Origin of the sequence: Stenotrophomonas sp. TWI587, from assembly GCF_039674145.1 — a bacterium.
Classification (GTDB): domain Bacteria; phylum Pseudomonadota; class Gammaproteobacteria; order Xanthomonadales; family Xanthomonadaceae; genus Stenotrophomonas; species Stenotrophomonas maltophilia_AY.
On record NZ_JBDJMW010000001.1, the window covers coordinates 102,207 to 121,080 of the forward strand.

Annotated in this window: 18 protein-coding genes and 5 tRNA genes; 19 read left to right on the top strand and 4 right to left on the bottom strand. The window is 66.0% G+C overall.

Translation table 11 applies throughout. The features are described from left to right. Position 1: 1 nt before the first annotated feature. The 9 genes from ABE464_RS00465 to ABE464_RS00505 all read left to right on the top strand — a co-directional run bounded on the left by ABE464_RS00465 (position 2) and on the right by ABE464_RS00505 (position 8,770). The gene (locus tag ABE464_RS00465) at positions 2 to 676 is read left to right on the top strand and encodes a MotA/TolQ/ExbB proton channel family protein (protein WP_259260249.1); all 675 of its coding nucleotides are present in this window, start codon (positions 2 to 4) and stop codon (positions 674 to 676) included. Between the two features lie 3 nt (positions 677 to 679). Next, positions 680 to 1,102 (top strand): biopolymer transporter ExbD, encoded by a 423-nt coding sequence (locus tag ABE464_RS00470; protein WP_019183376.1) that lies wholly within the window; start codon positions 680 to 682, stop codon positions 1,100 to 1,102. Then, complete coding sequence (msbA, locus tag ABE464_RS00475; protein WP_346470287.1) at positions 1,099 to 2,847, top strand: lipid A export permease/ATP-binding protein MsbA; 1,749 nt, start codon at positions 1,099 to 1,101, stop codon at positions 2,845 to 2,847. The genes ABE464_RS00470 and msbA overlap by 4 nt, the downstream gene beginning before the upstream one ends. Further along, the gene (lpxK, locus tag ABE464_RS00480) at positions 2,847 to 3,869 is read left to right on the top strand and encodes a tetraacyldisaccharide 4'-kinase (protein ID WP_346470288.1); all 1,023 of its coding nucleotides are present in this window, start codon (positions 2,847 to 2,849) and stop codon (positions 3,867 to 3,869) included. The genes msbA and lpxK overlap by 1 nt, the downstream gene beginning before the upstream one ends. A gap of 66 nt (positions 3,870 to 3,935) precedes the next feature. Next, the gene (gene kdsB / locus ABE464_RS00485; protein WP_346470289.1) at positions 3,936 to 4,709 is read left to right on the top strand and encodes a 3-deoxy-manno-octulosonate cytidylyltransferase; all 774 of its coding nucleotides are present in this window, start codon (positions 3,936 to 3,938) and stop codon (positions 4,707 to 4,709) included. Positions 4,710 to 4,755: 46 nt separating this feature from the next. Then, positions 4,756 to 6,171 (top strand): hypothetical protein, encoded by a 1,416-nt coding sequence (locus ABE464_RS00490; protein WP_346470290.1) that lies wholly within the window; start codon positions 4,756 to 4,758, stop codon positions 6,169 to 6,171. Continuing rightward, entirely contained in the window at positions 6,168 to 8,015 is a 1,848-nt protein-coding gene (gene uvrC / locus ABE464_RS00495) for an excinuclease ABC subunit UvrC (RefSeq protein ID WP_121041696.1), read from the top strand. The genes ABE464_RS00490 and uvrC overlap by 4 nt, the downstream gene beginning before the upstream one ends. A 9-nt stretch (positions 8,016 to 8,024) precedes the next feature. Next, complete coding sequence (gene pgsA / locus ABE464_RS00500; RefSeq protein WP_346470291.1) at positions 8,025 to 8,648, top strand: CDP-diacylglycerol--glycerol-3-phosphate 3-phosphatidyltransferase; 624 nt, start codon at positions 8,025 to 8,027, stop codon at positions 8,646 to 8,648. A gap of 46 nt (positions 8,649 to 8,694) precedes the next feature. Then, a tRNA-Gly gene (locus ABE464_RS00505) sits at positions 8,695 to 8,770 on the top strand. 90 nt (positions 8,771 to 8,860) lie between these two features. Here the strand turns inward: ABE464_RS00505 and ABE464_RS00510 are convergent. Further along, positions 8,861 to 9,214: a hypothetical protein gene (locus ABE464_RS00510; RefSeq protein ID WP_346470292.1), complete on the bottom strand. Its 354-nt coding sequence runs from the start codon at positions 9,212 to 9,214 to the stop codon at positions 8,861 to 8,863. Positions 9,215 to 9,421: 207 nt separating this feature from the next. On the opposite strand from ABE464_RS00510, the gene ABE464_RS00515 reads away from it, so the two are divergent. The 7 genes from ABE464_RS00515 (at position 9,422) to ABE464_RS00545 (ending at position 14,658) form a co-directional block, all read left to right on the top strand. Continuing rightward, positions 9,422 to 9,497 (top strand) — tRNA-Gly (locus ABE464_RS00515). A 146-nt stretch (positions 9,498 to 9,643) separates the two neighbouring features. Further along, positions 9,644 to 9,719: transfer RNA gene (locus ABE464_RS00520), tRNA-Gly, on the top strand. Positions 9,720 to 9,796: 77 nt separating this feature from the next. Further along, positions 9,797 to 9,870: transfer RNA gene (locus ABE464_RS00525), tRNA-Cys, on the top strand. A gap of 44 nt (positions 9,871 to 9,914) precedes the next feature. Beyond that, positions 9,915 to 11,501 (top strand): ATPase domain-containing protein, encoded by a 1,587-nt coding sequence (locus tag ABE464_RS00530; RefSeq protein ID WP_346470293.1) that lies wholly within the window; start codon positions 9,915 to 9,917, stop codon positions 11,499 to 11,501. Further along, a complete protein-coding gene (locus tag ABE464_RS00535; protein ID WP_346470294.1) occupies positions 11,491 to 13,548 on the top strand; it encodes an ATP-binding protein in 2,058 nt (685 codons plus the stop codon). The genes ABE464_RS00530 and ABE464_RS00535 overlap by 11 nt, the downstream gene beginning before the upstream one ends. 147 nt (positions 13,549 to 13,695) lie before the next feature. Next, on the top strand, positions 13,696 to 14,151 hold the full coding sequence (locus ABE464_RS00540) for a BLUF domain-containing protein (protein WP_346470295.1): 456 nt from the start codon (positions 13,696 to 13,698) through the stop codon (positions 14,149 to 14,151). Positions 14,152 to 14,409: 258 nt separating this feature from the next. After that, the gene (locus ABE464_RS00545; protein WP_346470296.1) at positions 14,410 to 14,658 is read left to right on the top strand and encodes a hypothetical protein; all 249 of its coding nucleotides are present in this window, start codon (positions 14,410 to 14,412) and stop codon (positions 14,656 to 14,658) included. Positions 14,659 to 14,710: 52 nt separating this feature from the next. Here the strand turns inward: ABE464_RS00545 and ABE464_RS00550 are convergent, their stop codons facing one another. Both ABE464_RS00550 and ABE464_RS00555 read right to left on the bottom strand, forming a co-directional pair. Beyond that, on the bottom strand, positions 14,711 to 15,799 hold the full coding sequence (locus tag ABE464_RS00550; RefSeq protein ID WP_346470297.1) for a 4Fe-4S dicluster domain-containing protein: 1,089 nt from the start codon (positions 15,797 to 15,799) through the stop codon (positions 14,711 to 14,713). A 2-nt stretch (positions 15,800 to 15,801) separates the two neighbouring features. After that, positions 15,802 to 16,095: a hypothetical protein gene (locus ABE464_RS00555; protein ID WP_346470298.1), complete on the bottom strand. Its 294-nt coding sequence runs from the start codon at positions 16,093 to 16,095 to the stop codon at positions 15,802 to 15,804. 188 nt (positions 16,096 to 16,283) lie between these two features. On the opposite strand from ABE464_RS00555, the gene ABE464_RS00560 reads away from it, so the two are divergent. The 3 genes from ABE464_RS00560 (at position 16,284) to ABE464_RS00570 (ending at position 18,328) form a co-directional block, all read left to right on the top strand. After that, positions 16,284 to 16,721: a group III truncated hemoglobin gene (locus ABE464_RS00560; protein ID WP_346470299.1), complete on the top strand. Its 438-nt coding sequence runs from the start codon at positions 16,284 to 16,286 to the stop codon at positions 16,719 to 16,721. A gap of 44 nt (positions 16,722 to 16,765) precedes the next feature. Beyond that, positions 16,766 to 18,175 carry an oxygen-independent coproporphyrinogen III oxidase gene (gene hemN / locus ABE464_RS00565; RefSeq protein ID WP_346470679.1) on the top strand — a complete coding sequence of 470 codons (1,410 nt, stop codon included), beginning with the start codon at positions 16,766 to 16,768 and terminating at the stop codon, positions 18,173 to 18,175. Positions 18,176 to 18,241: 66 nt separating this feature from the next. Next, positions 18,242 to 18,328 (top strand) — tRNA-Leu (locus ABE464_RS00570). Between the two features lie 291 nt (positions 18,329 to 18,619). On the opposite strand, the gene ABE464_RS00575 is transcribed toward ABE464_RS00570, so the two are convergent. After that, positions 18,620 to 18,793 (bottom strand): hypothetical protein, encoded by a 174-nt coding sequence (locus tag ABE464_RS00575; RefSeq protein WP_346470300.1) that lies wholly within the window; start codon positions 18,791 to 18,793, stop codon positions 18,620 to 18,622. Between the last annotated feature and the right edge of the window lie 81 nt (positions 18,794 to 18,874).

Here is an 18,874-nt window from a genome sequence, read left to right on the forward strand (position 1 = left end):
CGTGTGGGAACTGGTCAAGGCCGGTGGCTGGCCGATGCTGCCGCTGCTGCTGTTGGGCGTACTGGCTTTGGCAATTGTCCTGGAGCGTTTCTGGACCCTTCGCCGCAATGAAGTCCTGCCCCCCGGGCTGGGGCAGGAAGTGCGCAACTGGGCGGCGCGCGGCAAGCTCGACCCGAGCCACATCCAGTCGCTGCGCGGCAACTCGCCGCTGGGCGCGCTGCTGGCGACCGCGCTGGAAGCGCGCAACCGTCCGCGCGATCAGATCCGTGAGCGCATCGAAGACGCCGGCCGGCATCTGGTTCACCGCATGGAGCGGTTCCTGAATGCCCTCGGCACGATCGCCTCGGCCGGCCCGCTGCTGGGCCTGCTCGGCACGGTGGTCGGCATGATCCAGATGTTCATGGGCATCCTCGACCACGGCGTGGGCGATGTGAATCAGCTCGCCGGTGGCATCGGCAAGGCGCTGGTCTGCACCGCAACCGGCATGATCGTGGCGATCCCCGCGCTGATGTTCCATCGCTACTTCAAGGGCCGCATCGCCGGCTACGTGATCGAGATGGAGCAGGAGGCTTCGGCCCTGCTGGATGCGCTTGATGGCCGCCCCGGCGTGATGAACAACGCACCGCGCGGTGCGGGTGCGCAGGCGGGTGCGGCACCGGTCACGGTCAAGGGCTGACGGATGCGCATCCGCAATGACCGGATCCAGGACGAACCGCATATCGATCTGGTCCCCCTGATCGATGTGATCCTCGTCCTGATCATTTTCTTCGTGGTCACCACCACCTTCGATGCGCGTTCGACGCTGCAGCTGCAGCTGCCGACCGCCAGCCAGCAGGACACCACCGAGCCGCCGCGCTCGCTGAGCGTGCTGGTCAATGCCGAAGGGCGTTACTTCATCAACGATCAGGAAGTACTGCGCACCGACGTCGAGTCGGTCAAGCAGACGATTGCCGCCGTGGCCGGCAGCGATCGGGAACAGACCGTACTGTTGCGCGCCGACGCGCGCACGCCTTACCAGGCTGTCGTCACGGCCCAGGATGCTCTGGGCCAGCTGGGCTTCCGCCGCATCGCCATCGCTACCGCGCCGGAGGTGCGTCCATGAGCAAGAAACATTCTCCCGTCTGGCCGATCTACAAACGCCTGCTCGGCTACACCGGCGCCTATTGGGTGTTCATGGTCGCGGCCGTGGTCGCGATGGTGATCGAGGCCCTGGCCGGGTACAGCTTCACCAAGCTGATGGAGCCGCTGGTCAACCGCGGGTTCGTCAACCCGGAGCCGCGCATGGCGGTGATCCTGCCGCTGACCATCCTCGGGTTGTTCATGATGCGCAGTCTGGCCACCCTGGTCAGCGATTACGCACTGGCCCGCACCGGCCGCAGCGTCGTGCGCGATCTGCGTGAGCAGGTACTGGAAAAGTACCTGCATCTGCCGTCCTCGCATTTCGATGCCGAGGCCACGCCGGTGATGGTCAGCCGCCTGAACTTCGATACCGAGCAGGTCACCCAGGCCAGCGCGGATGCGCTCAAGACCCTGGTGGCCGATACCCTCACCATCATCGCGATGCTGGTGGTGATGCTGCAGATGAGCGTCAAGGTCACCATGGCGATGCTGGTCGTGGTGCCGCTGATCGGCGTGATTGTCTCCATCGTCGGCAAGCGCTACCGCCGCATCAGCCGTGGCATCCAGGACGGCATGGGCGGCATGGCGCAGACCGCCGAGCAGTCCCTGGCCGCGCAGCAGGAAGTGAAGGTGCATGGCACCCAGGCGCACGAGATCTCGCGCTATTCCCGGCTTGCCAACCGCATGCTCGGCCTGAACATGAAGGTCGAAACCACGCGCGCGCTGGCGTCCAGTACGGTGCAGTTCCTGGCGGCCTTGGCGCTGGCGGTGATCGTGTGGGTGTCGACCCGCGAGGCGCTGGCCGGCAAGCTCAACGCGGGCCAGTTCATGGGCCTGATGACCTCGATGATGGCGATCATTCCCTCGCTGCGTCGCCTGACCAGCGTGCAGACCTCGATCTCGCGCGGTGTGGCCGCGGCCGAGCGCCTGTTCGGGATTCTGGACATGCCGGTCGAGCGCGACCAGGGCATCCAGCGGATCGGCCGCGCGCGTGGCGAGCTCGCGTTCGAACACGTGATGCTGCGCTACCGTGAAGACACCGGCATCGCGCTGGATGACATCAGTTTCGTGGCCAAGCCTGGCACGGTGACGGCGATTGTCGGCCGCTCGGGCAGCGGCAAGACCAGCCTGATCCGGCTGGTGCCGCGCTTCTACGAACCCAGCGGCGGTCGCATCACGCTGGATGGCGTGGCGCTGGACGACTACCCGCTGGCCGACCTGCGTCGCCAGGTGGCGATGGTCGGGCAGAAGGTGATGCTGTTCGATGACACCGTGGGCGCCAACATCGCTTACGGCATGGAGGCGACCGAAGCGCAGATCCGCGCTGCGGCCGAAGCGGCCAACGCGTGGGAGTTCATCGCGCGCATGCCGCAGCAGCTGCAGACCCCGGTCGGCGAGAACGGTGCGCTGCTCTCGGGCGGTCAGCGTCAGCGCCTGGCGATCGCCCGCGCGATCCTGCGCGACGCGCCGATCCTGATCCTGGATGAAGCCACCGCCGCGCTCGACAACGAATCCGAGCGGCTGGTGCAGGACGCCCTGCAGCGTCTGATGCCCGAGCGCACCACGCTGGTGATCGCGCACCGCCTGTCCACCATCGAACATGCCGATCAGGTGCTGGTGATGGACCATGGCCGCATCGTCGAGCGCGGCACGCACAACGAGCTGCTGGCGCTGGGTGGCCTGTACGAGCATCTGCACAAGATGCAGTTCCGCGAAAGGCAGCCTTGATGGCAGGCAAGGGCACCCACACGCCGTCGTACTGGTATGACGGCAGCGCCATCCCGTTCCTGGCACGCCTGGCGTCGCCGCTGTACGGCGCGGCGATCGCGCTGCGCCGGATGGCGTATCGCCGTCGCTGGTTGAAACGGCATTCACTGCCGGTGCCGGTGGTGGTGGTCGGCAACGTCACGGCCGGTGGCACCGGCAAGACCCCGCTCACGATCGCCCTGGTCAACCGCCTGCGCGAAGCGGGCTGGAAGCCGGGGGTCGCCAGCCGTGGCTATGGTCGCGACGATGCGGGCACACCGCGCTGGGTGCTGGCCAGTACCGATACCGCGGTCGGCGGCGACGAGCCGGTGCTGATCGCCTGGAAAACCGGCGTGCCGGTGCGGGTGGATGCGGACCGTGTGGCGGCCGGCAAGGCACTGGTCGAGGCGGGCTGCGACATCATCGTCTGCGACGACGGGCTGCAGCACTATCGGCTGGCGCGCGACATCGAAATTGAAGTGGTCGACGCCCAGCGTCGTTACGGCAACGGGCGGCTGATTCCCGCCGGACCGCTGCGCGAGCCGGCCAGCCGTGCGCGCGACTGCGATTTCCGCGTGGTCAACATGGGCCAGGCCAGCGATGGCACCGAAGCGCAGACCGCCTGCGGCTTCGGCGAATGGCCCATGCAGCTGCGTATCGACAGCGCACAGCCGCTGCAGGGCGGCCGCGCGCGGCGCCTGTCGCATTTCCTGGGCCAGCGCGTGCATGCGGTGGCCGGTATCGCCAATCCGCAGCGCTTCTTCGACATGCTGCGTGCGCATCGCATCGGCGTGGTGCCGCACGCCTTCGCCGATCACCATGCCTACCAGCCAGCGGACCTGCGCTTCGGCAGCGAACTGCCGGTGCTGATGACCGAGAAGGACGCGGTCAAGTGCAAGGCCTTCGCCACCGAATGGCACTTTGCCGTGCCGTTGTCGGCCGAGTTGCCCGCCGCGTTCTGGATCAGCCTGCTGGACCGCGTCGAGAAGCTCGGCAAGCGTTGACGGGCCTGGTGCCGCGTGCGGCACACTGAGGCCCTGACTGCATTCCCTTCGTACAGGTCATTCCCCATGAGCGCTTCCGCCGAGTTCGTCGTCGCCATTCCCGCCCGTTATGCCGCTTCGCGGCTGCCGGGCAAGCCGCTGCGCCTGCTCGGTGGCGAGCCACTGGTGCTGCGCGTGGCGCAGCGCGCCCTCCTGGCCGGTGCGCGCGAGGTGTGGGTCGCCACCGATGACCAGCGCATCGCCGACGCGCTGCAGGGCTTGGCCGAGGTGCGGGTGGCGATGACCTCGACCGAGCATGCCTCCGGCACCGATCGTCTGGCCGAGTGCGCCGCACAGGCATGCTGGTCCGATGACACCCTGGTGGTGAACCTGCAGGGCGATGAGCCGTTCGCCCCCGCCGAAGGCATCCGCGCGGTGGCTGAAGCCTTGGTCTACAGCGGTGCGGAGATGTCCACGCTGGCCACCCCGGTGGAAGATGCGGACACCCTGTTCGACCCGAACGTGGTCAAAGTGGTGCGCAAGCAGAACCTGGATGCGTTGTACTTCAGCCGCGCGCCGATCCCGTGGCACCGCGATGCCTTCGCGCGCTCGCGCGACACGCTGTCCGGCCCGCACTGGCTGCGCCATATCGGCATCTACGGCTACCGGGCCGGCTTCCTGCGCAAGTTCGCCGCGTTGCCGGCCGGCACGCTGGAGCAGCTGGAATCGTTGGAGCAGCTGCGTGTGCTCGAAGCGGGGCACCGCATCAGCGTGGCGCTGACTCCGGCAGAGTTCCCGCCCGGCATCGACACCCCGGAGGATCTGGCGCGTGCCGAGGCCTGGTGGGCAGCGCATCCGTGACCGTGGCACGACGGTTGCATGACGCCGAGTCCGGCATAATCGGGGCATGAACGTCCAGCCCGTCCGGGATCTTCCTGAATTCGCCGCCTGGCTCAACGCCAAGCCGACCACCCTGGCCGAGCTTCAGGGCCGGCCCGTCGTGCTGGCCTTCGTCAACGCCGCCTCGGTGTGGTGCGCGCAGCGGCTGGCCGAGCTGGCCCAGTGGCAATCGCGCAACCCGGGCAAGCTGCAGGTGCTGGTGCTGCAGGTGCCGCGTTTCGATGGCGAGCGCGATCCCGAGCAGTCACTCAAGCTGTTGCGTCGCCAGGGCCTGAGCGCCCCGGCGTTGCTGGATGCGGAGTGGGATGGGTGGCGACGCTTCGGCGTGACCGCGTGGCCGACCCTGGTCCTGCTGGATGCCCAAGGGCGTGAGCGCGAACGTCTGGTCGGTCTTGGCGGGGAGCTGGAGCGTTCCCTCGCTGCACTGTGCGAGGGCAGCTCCCGGCCGTCCGATGAGGACCGGCACGGCGCCCGCGAGCTGAGCCCCGAGCCGCGCCTGGCGCTGCGCTTCCCGACCGGCCTGGCAGTCACCACCGAGCGGCTGTACATCGCCGACACCGGTCACCACCGCGTCCTGGAGTGCAGCCACGGCGGCCGCGTGCTGCGGCAGTTCGGGATGGGCACGGCCGACTTCATGGATGGGGATCAGGCTCAGGCCGCCTTCCACCATCCGCAGGGTCTCGCGCTGGAACGCGAATGGCTCTACGTCGCCGACACCGGCAATCATGCGCTGCGCCGGATCAACCTGCTCTCCGGCCAGGTCGACACGCTGTGCGGCACCGGCCGCCCCGGTGAGCCGATCGAAGGGCCGGTCGCCGATCCCCGCCACACCGCACTCAACCACCCGCAGGGGCTGGCCGTCGCCGACAACCAGATCCACATCGCGATGGCCGGCGACAACCGCATCTGGAGCTATCACCTCGGCCAGCGCAGCCTGCAGTGGCGCGCCGGCAGCGGCGCCATCGACGAGCGCGACGGCAGTGGCCATATGGCCGCCTTCGCACAGCCGTGCTCGGTCGCCGCGGTCCAGCAGGTGCTGTACGTCTGCGATGCGCTGGGTTCCTCGATCCGCGCCATGCAGTTGCGTGGCGATCTGGTGCAGACGCTGGTCGGGCAGGGCCCGTGGACCTTTGGCGAGCAGGACGGCCCGCGTGCGTCGGCGCTGCTGCAGTACCCGCAGGCGATCGCGCTGAGTCCGGATGCGCCGCTGCTGTGGATCGCCGATGCCGGCAATGGTCGCCTGCGCACGCTGCGCCTGGGCGGCGGCGAGCTCAGCACGCTGGAACTGCCGCGCCGCCTGCACGGCCCGGCCGGCCTGGCGCTGGGCGGCGGCGCGGTCTGGATTGCCGAGACCGACGCCCATGCCGTACTGCGGTTCGACCCCGTCAGTGGTGTCCTGAGCGACGTGCCGATCAACGAATGACTGTTTCTTCCGCCCCCGCCTTCGATGGCAAGGCATTTGCGGCCCACCTGAGCACCGCCCCCGGCGTGTACCGCATGTACGCCGCCGACGACACGCTGCTGTACGTCGGCAAGGCGCGCGCGCTGCGCAATCGCGTGGGCAGCTACTTCAACGGCACGCCCAAGACCACGCGGATCATGTCGATGCTGTCGCAGGTCGCGCGCATGGACGTGACCGTGACCCGCTCGGAGGCCGAGGCGCTGCTGCTGGAAAACCAGCTGATCAAGTCGCTCTCGCCGCGTTACAACGTGTCCCTGCGCGACGACAAGACCTATCCGCACGTGCTGCTGACCCGCGAACAATGGCCGCGCATCGCGCTGCACCGTGGCCCGCGTGCGGTGCCCGGGCGCTACTTCGGTCCGTACCCGGGCGTCACCGCCGTTCGCGAAACGCTCAACCTGATGCACAAGCTGTTCAAGCTGCGCAGCTGCGAGGACAGCGTGTTCCGCAACCGCTCGCGGCCCTGCCTGCAGTATCAGATCGGGCGCTGCAGCGCGCCCTGCGTGGAACTGGTGGCCCCGGAGGATTACGCCGAATCTGTCCGCCGCGCCTCGATGTTCCTGGAAGGCAAGAGCGACCAGCTGGCGCGCGAGCTCGGCACTCAGATGCAGACCGCCAGCGAAGCACTGGAGTTCGAGCAGGCCGCGCGCCTGCGTGATCTCATCGCCTCGCTGCGCAGCATGCAGACCCGCCAGTACGTGGATGGCCGCGCGGCCGATCTGGACGTGCTCGCCTGCGCCACCCAGGGCGCCAGCGCCTGCGTGCTGCTGCTGGCCTTCCGTGATGGCCGCAACATGGGCACGCGGCCGTTCTTCCCGCGCACCAATGGCGAGGAGAGTGCCGACGAAGTGCTGGGCGCGTTCGTCTCCCAGTACTACGCCGAGCATGCGCCGCCGCGCGAGATCCTGCTCGACCGCGAGATTCCCGATGCCAGCCTGATCGAATCGGCCTTGAGTGCTTCGGCCGAGCACAAGGTGCAGCTGCGCTGGAACGTGCGTGGTGAGCGCGCAGGCTACGTGGAACTGGCCGCACGCAATGCGCAGATCACCCTGGTGACCGAGCTGGGCAGCCGCACCGCCCAGCACGCGCGCAGCGAAGACCTGCGGCAGATGCTCGGCCTGACCGAGCAGGTCAAGCGCGTGGAGTGTTTCGATATCAGCCACACCATGGGCGAGGCCACCGTGGCCTCGTGCGTGGTGTTCGATGCGGCGGGCCCGGTGCGCAGCCAGTACCGCCGCTTCAACATCAGCGGCATCGAGCCCGGCGATGACTACGCGGCCATGCACCAGGCGATCGAACGGCGCTTCCGCCGCGCGGTCGAAGAAGACGGCGTGCTGCCCGACCTGCTGCTGATCGACGGCGGTGCCGGCCAGTTGGCCCAGGCGCAGTCCGCGTTGGCCGATCTGGGCGTGGAAGGGGTGATGCTGGTCGGCGTGGCCAAGGGCGTGGAGCGCAGGGCAGGGCATGAAGCCCTGGTCATGCCGGACGGCCGCGAGCTGCGCCCGGGCGCGGCCTCACCGGCACTGCAGTTCATCCAGCAGGTGCGTGACGAGGCGCACCGCTTCGCCATCACCGGCCATCGCGGGCGCCGCCAGAAGGCCCGCATGACCAGCAAACTTGAAGATATTCCCGGCATCGGCCCGCGCCGGCGCGCCAGCCTGCTCAAACATTTCGGCGGCCTGGTCGGCCTGAAAGCCGCCGGTGAAGCGGAAATCGCGAAAGTGGACGGCATCAATGACGCCCTCGCTGCGCGTATCTACGCTAACCTTCATGGACTGCCCACGCCCGACGCGGCGGGCGAGTAGAGAGACGCAATGAAGTTGACCCTCCCCACCTGGCTGACCCTGCTGCGGATCGTGATGATCCCCGTCCTGGTGCTGGTGTTCTATCTCCCCTACAAGTGGACCAATTTCGCCTCCGCGGCGATCTTCGGCCTGGCTGCGCTCACCGATTGGCTCGACGGCTGGATCGCCCGCCGCTACGACCTGCAGTCCGCGTTCGGCGCCTTCCTCGACCCGGTCGCCGACAAGCTGATGGTGGCCGTAGCGCTGTTCCTGATCGTGCAAGGCCATCCCACCGCGTGGATGGCGGTCTGGGCGGCCGTGATCGTCGGCCGTGAAATCGCCGTCTCGGCACTGCGTGAATGGATGGCTGAAATCGGCCAGCGCGCCAAGGTGCGTGTGGCGGTGATCGGCAAGGTGAAAACCACCGCGCAGATGGTCGCGCTGCTGTGCCTGCTGTACTCGGTCGCACCGCACACCCCGATGCAGGACATCTGGATGGGTACGCAGGTCTTCCACATAGGCGATTGGACCCTGGCGATCGCCTCGATCCTGACGCTGTGGTCCGGCCTGCAATACCTGCACGCGGCGTGGCCAAGCCTGCGCGAAGATGAACGCCTCGCGCGTGAGAACGCCAGAGCAAAAAAGAATGCGTAAGGGCTGTTGACAGAGAGGTATTTGGCTGTAGAATTTCGCCTCCCAAGCGGGAATAGCTCAGTTGGTAGAGCGCAACCTTGCCAAGGTTGAGGTCGCGAGTTCGAGTCTCGTTTCCCGCTCCAGATACCGTATTTCATCGTGATCCGTCCCGATGCGATGCAACGAAAAAAGCGACCTTCCGGGTCGCTTTTTTCGTTTGCGCCTGTCACGCGTCAATGGCGTGCGCCGACCCGGACATTGCACCACGTGCGGATGTTGTTCCGGTCAAAACGCGGACAGCGGTTGTTGATCGGGAGATAGACGTAGAGCGCCTGCTCCGTACGCACGAAGTGGTAATAGTTCGTGCCATCTTTTCCGTACAGCCAGTCGTTCGATGAGCCCTGGTTGATGACGTAGGGATCGAACGACACGATCGAGGATTCGGCAGGAATCACGTTGCTTCTGTCGGTCAGCATCAGCCAGGCGTTGGAGAAGGCGTGCGTCGTTGCACCAAGGATAAGGGTGGCGGCGACGAGGCTGACCGCGGTGACGATGGCGAGGCGGGCGGTGCGGGAATGGCTTGGCATGGCCGAAGGATTGATGTGGGGCGAGGAGGCGCTGCGCCAGCGCTGTGAAGGCTTCGGGGCAGGTCGGGGTAGTGCACTGAATTGGTGCGAAAAGGATGTTGACGACGTGAAGGAATTCCGACAGAATAGCGCTCCTTCGACGCAGGTCGAGGGGCCGACAGCCTCCAGCACCCCACGGTGCGGTGTCGTCGGGGCAAGCGAAAGTCTGCGGGAATAGCTCAGTTGGTAGAGCGCAACCTTGCCAAGGTTGAGGTCGCGAGTTCGAGTCTCGTTTCCCGCTCCAGATTTCGACAGGGCCCCCTTGGGGCCTTGTTTTTCTCCGCGATGGCACGCGGGCATCCTGTCCGGACGTATCGGCCGGGATGTGAAAAAAAGTGTGAAAAAGCTGGTGTGTTTCGAGTGGTTTCGGTAACATACACGCTTGATTTTGCGGGAATAGCTCAGTTGGTAGAGCGCAACCTTGCCAAGGTTGAGGTCGCGAGTTCGAGTCTCGTTTCCCGCTCCAAATCCTGACCAGGCCCCGTTCTCGGGGTCTTGTTTTATCGGGGCACGCAACACGCCTTCGATGATCGTAGGGTCACCGGCCTGGTGGCAGAGTGGTCATGCAGCGGACTGCAAATCCGCGTACGCCGGTTCAATTCCGACCCAGGCCTCCAAATAGAAAGTAGCCCAGAGCCCGCGAAAGCGGGCTTTGTGCGTTATGGGCCTCATTCAGGTTCGCGGACCTGAACCGACGGGGCCTACACAACGCGCTTCGTATGCTGCGGCCGTCCACTTTGGCAGCCTTATGCAGACACAAAAAGCGCGCGTAGCAACCGGGATCGAAGGGCTCGACAGCATTCTCGGCGGAGGCTTTCCCCAGGGGCGGCTGTACCTGCTCGAAGGCCCGCCCGGGTCGGGTAAAACCACGCTGTCCCTGCAGTTTCTGCTGCACGGGCTGAGCAAGGGCGAACGCTGCCTCTACATCACGCTTTCGGAAACGGCCGACGAGCTGCGCGAAGTCGCGCATGCGCATGGCTGGTCGCTGGAGGGGCTGGACCTGTTCGAGCTGGCATCGGCCGAGGAGGCGCTGGGCGACGGCCGGATGCAGTCCGTGCTGCACTCCTGGGAGGTGGAGCTGGACGAGACGGTGAAGCTGATCCTGGGCGAGGTCGAACGCATCAAGCCGCATCGGGTGGTGTTTGATTCGCTGTCCGAACTGCGGCTTCTGTCGCAGGATCCGCTGCGCTACCGCCGCCAGATTCTGTCGCTCAAGCAGTTCTTCGCGCCCAAGAGCGCCACGGTCGTGCTGGTCGATGACATGACCGCCACCGGTGAAGAGCGCGATGGCCAGTTGCACAGCCTCTGCCACGGCGTGGTCTCGCTCGAACGGCTGACGCTGGATTTCGGCCCTGCGCGGCGGCGCATGCATGTGCAGAAACTGCGCGGCGTGAACTTCACCGCCGGCTACCACGACATGACCATCCGCGAAGGCGGCCTGGAGGTTTTCCCGCGGTTGATCGCCTCGGACCACCACGCAAAATTCGTCGGTACGCCCATCAGCAGCGGGGTGGCCGAGATCGACAGCCTGCTCGGCGGCGGGCCGCTGCGGGGCACCAGCACCTTGATCACCGGCCCCGCCGGCAGCGGCAAGACCAACGTGGCGCTTCAATATGTCTGGGCCGCCTGCGAGCGCGGTGAACACTGCTGCATCTTCGAATTCGATGAGCGCATCGGCACCCTGCTGGCCCGTGCGGAATCGCTGGACATCGATCTCAGCAAGCACCTGGCGTCGGGCCTGCTGGAGATCCAGCAGGTGGACCCGGCCGAGATTTCGCCGGGCGAGTTCGCCTGGAACATGCGGCGTGCGGTGGAGGAGCGTCACTGCCGGCTGCTGGTGATCGACAGCCTCAACGGCTACGTCACCGCGATGCCGCAGGAGAAGCAGTTGATGCTCCAGCTGCACGAGATGCTGTCCTATCTCAACCAGAAGGGGGTGGCGACCATTCTCATCAATCCGCAGCATGGCCTGGTCGGCACGATGTCGACCGGCAATCTCAACGTCTCCTATATCGCCGATTCGGTCGTGCTGTTCCGCTTCTTCGAATCTCAGGGGCGTATCCGCAAGGCGATCTCGGTCATCAAGAATCGCGGCGGTGCGCACGAAAATACGATCCGCGAGCTGAAGATTGACGGCAAGGGCATTTCGCTCAGTGCGCCACTCAATGAGTTCAAGGGAATCCTGACGGGTACGCCAGAGTTCGTCGGCAATACGGCGCATCTGCTGGGCCATACCAGTGCAGAATGACGACGTTTCCGGCGTGGTGCACATCGTTGCGCCGTTTGGTCGCGATGCGCACAGCATCGCCTCCGTGCTCACTACCGCTGGGCTGAGGACCACGATCCACGACAGCCTGTCGTGGCTGGTCGACGCGCTCGACGGTGACGTGGGCGCGGTGGTGGTGACCGAGGAAGCTGTTGCCAAGGGCGCCGGTGTGCTGCTGGAGCCGCTGGCCCGGCAGCCGTCATGGTCGGATATTCCATTCATCCTGTTGCGCTCGCCCCGCTCGAAAAAACGCCCGCTGGCCGATCCAGACCTGCAACTGGCACTCAACATTGTCGAGCTGGATCGGCCGCTTGGCAGCAGCTCGCTGCTCAGTTCAGTGCGCAGTGCGCTGCGCGCCCGTGACAAGCAGTTCCTGGTCCGTGATCAGATGCGCGCGCTGGCCGACAGCCGTGCGGCGCTGGAGCGCAGCGAGGCCGAGCTGCGCCTGGTCGCCGATGCCATGCCGGTCCTGATCGCCTTCATCGACCGCGATCTTCAGTATCGTTTTGCGAACAAGGCGTATGAATCCTGGTTCGAGCGCCCCGTCTCGGAGGTGATCGGCAAGCGCGTGCCCGAGGTATTCGGCGAGGAGATATGGGCCACGCGTCGTCCGATGATCGAGCGCGCGATGGCGGGCGAGCACATCATGTTCGAAGTCAATTGGCCCTTCAGTGACGGCCGCCGACGCGACAGCGAGATACGCTACTCGCCGCGCTTCAACGCAGACGGCGAGCCGGACGGATTCCATGTGTTCGTCACCGATATCACGGCGTCCAAGCTGGCACTGGAAACCAGCCAGCAGCACGCTTCCGATCTGGAGGCGATGGTGGCAGAACGCACCGCCGAACTGGAGCGTCAGATGGCCGCGCGCGAAGCCAGCGAAGCCGCGCTGCGCCAGTCGCAGAAGATGGACGCGATCGGGCAGCTGACCGGCGGTATCGCCCACGACTTCAACAACATGTTGACCGGCATCCTGTCGTCGCTGGATATCGTGCGCATGCGCCTGGAGATGGGGCGGATGGATGGCCTGGAACGTTTTCTGGATGCGGCCACCGCCTCCAGCCAGCGGGCAGCGGCCTTGACGCAGCGGCTGCTGGCGTTCTCCCGCCGGCAGTCGCTGGATTCCAGAACTGTCGATCTCAACGAACTGGTCGGCTCGACACAGCATCTGCTGCGCAGCACGCTGGGTGAGACGATCCGCATCCGCACCGCACTCAGCGACACGCCGTTGCGCGCCAACCTGGACAGCAACCAGTTCGAGAGCGCGCTGCTCAATCTGGCCATCAACGCCCGCGACGCGATGCCCGATGGCGGCGAGCTGACCCTGCGGACCGCGCACGTGGACGTGGAGGAAGGCGAGATGCTTGCCGTGCCGGCAGGTGAATATGCGCTCGTTGCCGTGTCCGACTCCGGCACCGGCATGCCGCCGGAAGTGGTGGAACGTATTTTCGAGCCGTTCTTCACCACCAAGCCGATCGGCAAGGGAACGGGGTTGGGCATGTCGATGATCTATGGGTTCATGCAGCAATCCGGCGGCCACATCACCGTGGATTCCACCCCGGGGCAGGGCACCACGGTCTCGCTGTTCATGCCGGTGGTGCATGACGCCGCCACCGAAAAAGAGGCCGCCAATGCGCAGCCGGTGTCGTTGGGCGCCGGTCAGTCGATTCTGGTGGTGGAAGACGATGCACAGGTGCGCATGCTGGTGACGGTGGTGCTGGAAGACCTCGGCTACACCACCGAAGTCGTGGAGGATGCCGACGGCGCGATTCCCATCCTCGCTTCGGCGAAGAAAATCGATCTGTTGATCACCGACGTCGGACTGCCAGGCCTCAACGGCCGCCAGTTGGCCGAGATCGCGCGTCAATCCCGCCCTGCGTTGCCGGTGTTGTTCATGACCGGCTATGCGGAGAAGGCGCAGGAACGGTCCGCGTTTCTCGACAACGGCATGGCCATGATCGCCAAGCCCTTCCTGCTGGATGCATTCAGTGAGGCAGTACGTCGCTCGATGGCCACCTCCGAGCAATGAAGCTGGCAACGCAGACGGCAGAGAGCGAAAGATGCGCTGCTAGTTCCCTGCGTTTGTCCGCGATGTTCTGAACGCTTCAGACAGCCGGTTTATTTACCTACCTGAAAGTGCCAGCATATTCACTTTCAAGCCGTCGGAGTTTGTCCCATGCCCCTGTGTGCAGTCGCGTATGTCAGCGACGTTGCGGGTCCGTTGTCCGCCGAGCATCTCGACGCACTGGTCGATGATGCAGTGCGCTTCAACAGCCTGGCCGGGGTTACTGGAGTGCTGCTCTACGATGGTGGCCGGTTCCTGCAGTACTTTGAAGGCCCGGATGATGGCGTATCGGCGGTGCACGAGCGGGTGCTGCAGGCGCGCAGTCACCGGGGCATCATCGAGTTGGGCCGGGCGCGCGTGCCGAAGCGGTACTTTCCGTATTGGAGCATGCGCTGGCTGGGTGTGGAGCCCGCGCTGATCGAGCAGTTGGCATCCGCAGACTGGCAGGCATTCGCCGATGCCGTCCGCGGCGGCCCCGCTCCGCAAAGCGCCATGGAGTGCCTGCTGCGCTTTGTCGCTCCGCATCTGCCCACCAGCAGTGCGCCCGATTCCCCGCCGTTGCGCTGACGTCGGGCAGGCAACCGCTGAAACGCTGGCGCTGGTACGCACCGAAGTACGGGGCGGTGACATATTCCTGTCACCACCCCGGTTCCATGATGAAACCCGGGGACGTGCATTCTGAACTGTTCAGCATGTGTTGAATGCGGGCAGTCCCGGTAATTGACTTACTGCGAAGACCGTGCAAATTTTAAGTGAACCCGAAGTGAATCAATTTCGCCCGGGTGTCTGCCGTCCCTGAAGCAGAGCAAGTCCCACGGAGGTCGTATGGATTACGGCGTACATGACTTGGCTGACGGAGTGCGATCCGAGCTGGAAGCCAGCTATGTGAAACATGGCTGCGGCCCGGAATTCTGGTCCACCTACCAGCGTGTGCTCGAGCGGTTGGTACCGCCCGCCCAAGGCACCGCGCGAACACGCGTCACCAATGAGTTGGCCCTGGTCATCGAACAGCTCGGCATTGTCCGCCGTGCGCAACTGGTGCCGCTCAGGAGTGCGCGCGCCCGCGTGCGCTGAGACCGGTCGGGGGACCGGGGGCGCTTCCAGATGCCGTTGGGGAACACCGGCATTACACGAGGTGATGAACACCGATAGCCAGCAGCACCAGCAGGGTCCCGGCGGCTGCGAGCGTGCGCGGACGCAGCCAGCGGCGGGAGCGCTGCTGCAGGGCGTTGTCGCTGGCGTAGCGCAGCAGCCCTGACGGGAATTGCCAGGCCTGCAGGCGCGCATCGCACGCCTCCACGCAGGCACCGCAGCCGATGCAGCCCGGGAATGGGCCAGCGCGCACATCCAGGCCCATCGGGCACGCGCTGGTGCAGTCGCCGCAGTCCAGGCAATCGCCGAGACGATCAGCGCTGAAGTGCGGCATCGGCCCGGCGATCGCTTCGTGCGCGGCCCGGAAGGCGTAGTCACTGGCACTGGTCGGATCGAGCAGGCCGCGCCCCCGCGCGTCGATCCCGCCGAGGCCGGCCACGCGGGGTCCGCGCGGCTCGCCGCGCCGTGCGTGGTACTGCATGCGCGGCGTATCGCTGTCGCAGAACGCGCCGTGGATGCGCGCATACGGGCACAGATCGCGGCATACCTGCTCGCGCAGGAAGCCGGCATTGCCCCAAGTGGCCGCAGCGTAGAACACGATCCAGAAGGTCTCCCATCCGTTCCAGGCCAGCGGCCAGAGGTTGCCGACCAGGCCGTGCATCGGGCTGAAGAAGCCGACGAACGTGATGCCGGTCCAACCCGCCACGAGTGCGCATAGCGCGTGCCTGGCGAGCCGGGCGGAACCCGGCGAGGGCAGCCAGCGCGTGGTGCCTTGGTCGATCCAGCGGAACAGCCGGCTCCACAGCGTCTGCGGGCAGCCATACCCGCACCACACCCGGCCGGCGAGGTTGGTCAGCAGCACCAGCGCGGCGGCCAGCACGGCGATCAAGCCCAGCAGCACGCCCACATCCTGCGGCCACAGTGTCCAGCCGAACAGATCGAAGCGGCGCGCCGACAGATCGAACAGCAGTGCCTGGCGGCCGTCCCAGCGCAGCCACGGCAGCGCATAGAAGCTCGCCAGCAGCAGGGCGGACAGCCACGGTCGCCAACGCAGCACGCGTCGATGCCGGGCAGGCTGCGGGGGCGGTGGTTGGATCAGGTGCAGTGACAGGCGCTCAGGCATGCTCACCCCAATGGCACATCGTCATCATCACTGGGCATCGGGCGCAGCAGATACCAGGTGATGGTGCTGGCGGCGGCGGTGACGCCCCAGAACATGAAGAAGCCGAGCGTATAGCCGAGCTCGCGGCTGATCGCATGCTGCGGGAAGCTGATGTCGCGCAGGCGCAGCGGGTCAACGAACGCGAAGAACACCACGCTGGCCAGGCCGGCCGCAACGAAGCTGGGCCACAGAATGGCGCCCCATTGCTGGATCAGCCGTCGGCGGCTGCCGTCGGGCGGGTCGTGCAGGTCGTTCATTGCGGCCACGGTCAGGAGAGAGGGGCAGGGCGCGGCTATACTTCGCGCCGACCGGGGGCCGGAATCGCGGATGCGCACGTCCTGTCGAGCGCCCAGACTAGAAGGCATCGCCACCGGCTTCATTGATCCTGATCAAGGCAGCGGCAGGCGCCGCCGCCGATGCTGGGCATTGCCGCCCGAGGACGTTCATGCCCGATCCCACCGACAACGCGCTGCCTACCCCTTCGCCCGAGCTGTGCAGCGAAGACGACGTCACCCGGCTGGTGCATGACTTCTATGCACGCGTCCGTGAGGAACCGCGGCTGGCACCGGTGTTCACGGCACGGATCCACGACTGGGAGGCGCACCTGGCACAGCTGGTCGATTTCTGGTCGGCGATGCTGCGTGGGACGCGCCGCTTCAACGGCGCGCCGATGCCCAAGCACATGGCCATGGACGAGCTGGACCGCGATCTCTTCGATCGTTGGCTGGCGTTGTTCCGGCAGACCACGGCCGAGTGCGGCAACCTGCCGATGCAGCGGCTCGCCGATGATGTCGCCGAGCGCATCGCCGATACCTTCTGGCGCCGCTTCCAGATGCTGCGCTGGCCCAGCCTGCCGATGGCCGGCCGCCCGGGCCTGAATTGATCTGACGCAATGCGCGTGCGCCCATGCACGCGCAAGCTGGCGGCATGGATACCTTCCCGCCTGCCGCCGCCGGGCTCGCCTGGCACTTCGATCCCGAGCTGCTGCGCCGCCACGACCGGCCCGGCCCGCGCTACACCTCCTATCCCACTGCGCCGCACTTCCATGACGGCTACGGTGAGACTGCCCTGCGCCAGGCGATTGCGGACAGCAACGACGTGGGCCGGCCGCTCTCGCTGTATGTGCATGTGCCTTACTGCAGCAGCCCGTGTTTCTACTGCGGTTGCAACCGGGTCATCACCCGCGACCACAGCAAGGGCGACGGTTACGTGGCGCGCGTGCTGAGCGAAGCCGACCTGATGGCCCCGCAGTTTGATCCAACGCGTGAGGTGATCCAGCTGCACCTGGGCGGTGGCACACCGAACTTCCTGGCCCCGGCGCAGATGCGTGAGCTGATCGATGGGCTGCGCCAGCGCTTCAATTTCAGCACGGCCGCCTCGCGTGATTTCTCGATCGAGCTGGATCCGCGCTTTGTCACGCGCGCGGACATCGCCGTGCTCGCCGAGCTTGGCTTCAACCGCGCCAGCCTCGGCGTGCAGGACTTTGATCCGGACGTACAGAAGGCGATCAACCGCGAGCAGGGCGTGGAAGCGACGCTGGACATCCTGCGTGCGTGCCGCGAGCACGGGCTGCGTTCGGTCAATGTGGATCTGATCTATGGCCTGCCCAGGCAGACCCTTGCCGGTTTCGCGCAGACGCTGGAAACGGTGCTGCGTGAGCGGCCGGATCGCCTGGCGGTGTATGGGTACGCGCATCTGCCGCATCTGTTCCGTGCGCAGCGCCAGATCGCCGATGCGGACCTGCCCAGCCCCGAACAGAAACTCGCGCTGCTGGGCCTGGCGGTGCAGCGCCTGTCCGATGCCGGGTATCAGTACATCGGCATGGACCATTTCGCACTGCCCGAAGAGGACCTCTCGCGCGCGCAGCGTGCCGGGCAGCTGCACCGCAATTTCATGGGCTACACCACGCACGCCGACACCGATCTGGTTGGTCTGGGCGCCAGCGCGATCAGCCATATCGGCACGACCTACAGCCAGAACCCGCGCGAACTGCCGGCGTGGGAAGCGGCGGTCGATGCTGGCCGGTTGCCGGTCTGGCGCGGCCTGCAGCTGGACGGGGACGATGTGCTGCGCGCCGAACTGATCGGCCACTTGATGTGCCAGGGCGAAGTGGACGGCGCCGCAGTGGCCGCGCGCCATGGTGTGGATTTCGAGCACTACTTCGCCGACGCGTTGCCGGCGTTGGCGGCCCTGCAGGCCGACGGCCTGGCCGAATACGAAGGCGGCGTCGTGCGCGCGAGTGCGCACGGACGGCCGCTGCTGCGTCTGCTGGCGATGTGCTTTGATCGCTATCTGGCGCGTCCTGACCAGCCGGTGCGGTACTCCAGAGCGATCTGAGCGGCGTACGCGGGCCGCGTGCGCATTCCAAATTCGGGCGCGATCAGGCACCCTATGCCCGCCGTTGCCCGGGTGGCGAAACTGGTAGACGCATCGGACTTAAAATCCGCCGGGGGCAACCCCATGCCGGTTCGATTCCGGCCCCGGGCACCAACGGCTGCTGTGACATCTCCCCGCGTTAGCGGGTCGAGCGAGTGCAGCGCGGACGCGTAGCGCCACAACTTTCCGTCCTCCAGGATGCCGATGACCCGGCCGGCACGCCACCTCGCGCGTCTCTTCTCGCGTGTTTCTTCGGCGCGCTGCGTTGATGTCCGCGCGGTATCGCGTCATTGCAGTGCATGGCGGATACGCACTTCACGTTGCCGGCATCCAGAACGACCGCTTTTCCTTGGCCTCCATTTCGGTACTCGGTCACAGAAATGAGATGTCGTCGCTGTCTCTGTCTCAGATGAGCGTGGCGACGGGCGTCACACCGCCGGGAGATTGGCACTTAGGACGCTGCGACAACATCTTGCTGCTATGCAGCACGGCATCGGCGATGCCGCAGACTGTCGGAACTTTGGCGTCGCACTCGTCAAGATCGCTGATAGATAAGCCAATTCCGAAGTATTCGATCACGGAATCGTGCAGTCGCCATGCCAAGTCATTGACTCAAGCAATTAATCATGCAGCCGTCATTGGGTTCCGGTGTCACAACGT